This is a genomic window from Shewanella sp. 10N.286.54.B9, from assembly GCF_041468565.1.
Taxonomy (GTDB): Bacteria; Pseudomonadota; Gammaproteobacteria; order Enterobacterales; family Shewanellaceae; genus Shewanella.
In genome coordinates this window covers 6,923-10,383 of the sequence record NZ_JBFRIY010000075.1, presented here as the reverse complement: position 1 = coordinate 10,383, position 3,461 = coordinate 6,923, and the positions used below count along the sequence as shown (strand labels likewise).

At 41.3% G+C, this 3,461-nt stretch carries 3 protein-coding genes and 1 pseudogene; 3 read left to right on the top strand and 1 reads right to left on the bottom strand.

Features of this window, described 5'->3' with window-relative positions:
- From AB4135_RS20820 to rmf, 3 genes and pseudogenes are all read left to right on the top strand, one after another.
- Positions 1-558: pseudogene (locus tag AB4135_RS20820) on the top strand (ABC transporter ATP-binding protein); the annotation flags it as partial.
- A gap of 28 nt (positions 559-586) precedes the next feature.
- The gene (locus tag AB4135_RS20815; protein ID WP_371995340.1) at positions 587-2,464 is read left to right on the top strand and encodes a DUF3466 family protein; all 1,878 of its coding nucleotides are present in this window, start codon (positions 587-589) and stop codon (positions 2,462-2,464) included.
- Between the two features lie 192 nt (positions 2,465-2,656).
- Positions 2,657-2,833 carry a ribosome modulation factor gene (rmf, locus tag AB4135_RS20810; RefSeq protein ID WP_012155190.1) on the top strand — a complete coding sequence of 59 codons (177 nt, stop codon included), beginning with the start codon at positions 2,657-2,659 and terminating at the stop codon, positions 2,831-2,833.
- Positions 2,834-2,890: 57 nt separating this feature from the next.
- Here rmf and fabA read toward each other — a convergent pair whose 3' ends face one another.
- Positions 2,891-3,406, bottom strand: a complete 516-nt coding sequence (gene fabA / locus AB4135_RS20805; RefSeq protein ID WP_020912882.1) for a bifunctional 3-hydroxydecanoyl-ACP dehydratase/trans-2-decenoyl-ACP isomerase — start codon at positions 3,404-3,406, stop codon at positions 2,891-2,893.
- Between the last annotated feature and the right edge of the window lie 55 nt (positions 3,407-3,461).

The window sequence follows — 3,461 nt, the reverse complement described above, 5'->3', positions numbered from 1 at the left end:
CTGTTGTTAGCGCGCTTATTGCTTCGTCCAGCAAATCTTATTATTCTCGATGAGCCAACAAACGATCTAGACATTGAAACCCTAGAGCTGCTTGAGTCTTTACTGGCAGATTATAAGGGGACTTTATTACTTGTTAGCCACGATAGAGCATTTATTGATAATACTGTGACCAGTAGTTGGTGGTTTACTGGTAACGGTGGTTGGAGTGAATATGTAGGAGGCTACCAAGATGCGGTGTCTCAAGGCGCTAAATTTTATTCTGAGGAACCTCAGGAGCAAAAGAGTGTCCAACCTCCAGTTGTCGAGAAAAAACCTGTTGTAGCGGCCAAACCGACGAAGAAGTTATCGTTTAAGTTACAAAGAGAATTAGAGTCTTTACCTGCATTGATGGAACAACTAGAGCAGGATATTGAAGCCTTACAAAGCATTATTAGCGGTCCTGATTTTTATGCTCAGGAGCAAAAAACAGTTAACGAAAAGCTAAAGACATTGTCCGATAAGGAAGGTCTACTTGAGAGTTACTTTGAGCGATGGGAAGAGCTCGAGTCATTGAAGTAAGCTAAAATAAAAAAATGGGAAGTAATTCATGAAGTTTAAGTTGGAAAAGACCCTATCCCTTGTGGCTGTAGGTGTATTAAGTGTCCTCCATGGTGCGCAGGCTGCACCTGTTTATGAAATTAAAAATCTCGATACTGAGACATTTAACTTAAACGGTACGATTGCCAATACTCGTAACGGTTATGGTATGGCTGTCAACAACAACGACGAAGCGGTTGGCGCAGCCAAAGGTAAAAAGAAACTAAACGTTGATGAAGATGACAACGGCGTCATTGATATCGAAGATGGGGTGTCTGATGCTGAAACTATTACTTATTCAGTAAACTTACCTATTATTGCTAATAACTTCACCTTCACCGCAATCGAAAATGATCCCGTCACGCCTTGGTTGCCGACATTTGAGAGTGTAAATGGCACCACAGCGCCAACTTTTCCTGAAGAAGACACGGTTAACTCAGTAGATACGTTTTACTACGGCATCAATGATGCAAAAGTAAAAGTAGGGGCGATGACTGCAGCTGAACAGAAAGTTGATTACTCAGGTTCAAGCACTACTCAAGAATATTGGTACTACCGTGAATATGAGCAACGCGGCTTCGTTAAGGATGACACTGACACTGAAATCGCTTTAATACCACCATACACAGAATATGTTTCTGAGCAAGACGATGGTGACGTAACAGTGACTGTGGGTGGGTTCTCAAGTGGTACGGCTGTTAATAGCAACGACCTGATTACTGGTTATGCCAGTACTGATATTAGTAAGAACAGTGCCAGTATTATCGATTCCTGTGTTTCAAATAATAGCGAGACTGCACCCACTGATATTTGTGTTCAAAACAGGCAGTACCCAAACAGCAATGGCTTTAGAGATATTCAATATCAAACTCGCGGTTATGTCTGGAAGTACGAAGCAGGCGCTGTCACAGAGAGCTTTGAGCTTCCATTAGGCTTAGAAGTGACTAATGATGGTGTTTATACTGGACAAGGTCTTGGAATCAATGCTGAAGGTGTTGTTGCTGGCCGTTCGCATGTTTATCGAGACGGTAATAAGGACAGGTTGTATGTTGATGCCGCTTATTGGACGCAAGACACCCAAGGAGCTTACCAATATAACTGGGTTGATGTTGATACGGTAAAAGATGTTATTTCATCTATCGCTTATGGGATAAATGATAGTGGTATTCTGGTTGGTAGCTACTACAAGTATATTGAGGGTTACCGCCGCGATAAGTTTTTCTATTTTGATACCACAGATGAAAATGCAGAAATCATCACTCCCAATGATTTCTACAATAACCTTTCTGATTTAAGCAGCCGTGGTAGAGCGATCAATAGCAATGGCCAGGTAGTTGGCTACATTGAAACCACGCATGATAAAGAGAAGCCAAGACCCAAAGCTGGCTTTTTATATAACATTGCTGAAGATGAATTTTCAAACCTTAATGATTTGCTGACTTGTCAATCTAAAGGCTTTGTAAAAGATGAATCCGACAAGTGGGTTCGTAATCAAGTTGAAGTCGAAGATGGTTCGGGGAAGACACTGACTTACAGTAGTGAGATCAAGATTGTTGAAGCAAACAGCATCAATGACAGTGGCACTATTGTCGGTACTGCTTTTATTCGTAAACCTTCTTATCAGTTTGATACTGATGGTAACCTGATTATTGGCGATAACGGTTTACCGTTTTTCGCACTCAATGGTTATGGCGATCCAGTAACTTCATTTTTACCGCGTATGATGGTTATCCAAACAACAGGCGAAGAGGTAACTGATGAATGGAAGGCCGCTAATAGTTGTATAGATGATAGCGGAGAGAATGGTAACTATGAACGAAAGGGCGCTGCAAGCCTTGGATGGTTGTTAATGTTACCGTTAGTTTGGTTACGACGTAAAAGAAAGTAACTTATTAGACGAGTAGACTAAATCGAGGCAACCTGCCTCGATTTTTTTTATTTTTATTTTTATTACCTAACTCAATAGCTTAATATTTAACCTGTAAACAGGTCGTTTTTTTTGATTGATCTCTGTAGCAAAAAGTTTTATTCATAGTCTAGAAGCATTGGCTTCTACCATTATGGAAGAGAGGACGCTTGCATGAAGAGACAAAAACGAGATCGATTAGATAGAGCTTTTTCGAAAGGTTTTCAGGCTGGAATAGGGGGCCGTTCTAAAGAGATTTGTCCATATTCGACACTTGACTCAAAGTCACAATGGCTTGGAGGTTGGCGAGAAGGAATTGATGGTCGGTTAAGCGGTTTGTTTAACAAGTAAATCAGCATAAGAAACGCCCTCTATTCTGAGGGCGTTGTCATTTAACTATTTGCAAGCTTAAAAGCTAGAGGTGTCAGTAAAAATGCCGACTTTTAGGTCTTTTGCGCTATAAATTTCACGTCCATCAACTTCCATCGTCGCATCAGCAATACCCATAACCAGTTTACGGTATACCTTACGCTTAATAGTAAGCTTATAGGTAACCTTTTTAGCTTCTGGAAGCACTTGACCTGTAAATTTCACTTCGCCAACGCCTAGCGCGCGTCCTTTGCCTTCAGCACCTTCCCAACCTAAGAAAAAGCCAACAAGTTGCCACATTGCATCTAAGCCAAGGCAACCCGGCATAACGGGGTCGGCTGCAAAGTGGCAGTCAAAAAACCAAAGGTCTGGATTGATATCAAGCTCAGCAACAATTTCACCTTTACCGAATTCACCGCCATCTGCATTAATTTTAAGTACACGGTCGATCATCAACATATTGTCTTTCGGTAATCTCGGAGAGTTAGGTCCGAATAGGTTGCCAAGTCCACAGGCAACAAGGTCTTCTTTTGTAAAACTGTTAGCATTACTCATTATTTTTGGTTCTCCAGCAATTTGAACCGCCAAGGTTAGCGAACACGTGTACGCT

Excerpts from the sequence above, each read along its gene's own strand:
- fabA (WP_020912882.1), bottom strand. The coding sequence starts at position 3,406 with ATGAGTAATGCTAACAGTTTTACAAAAGAAGACCTTGTTGCCTGTGGA.
- AB4135_RS20815 (WP_371995340.1), top strand. The coding sequence starts at position 587 with ATGAAGTTTAAGTTGGAAAAGACCCTATCCCTTGTGGCTGTAGGTGTA.
- rmf (WP_012155190.1), top strand. The coding sequence starts at position 2,657 with ATGAAGAGACAAAAACGAGATCGATTAGATAGAGCTTTTTCGAAAGGT.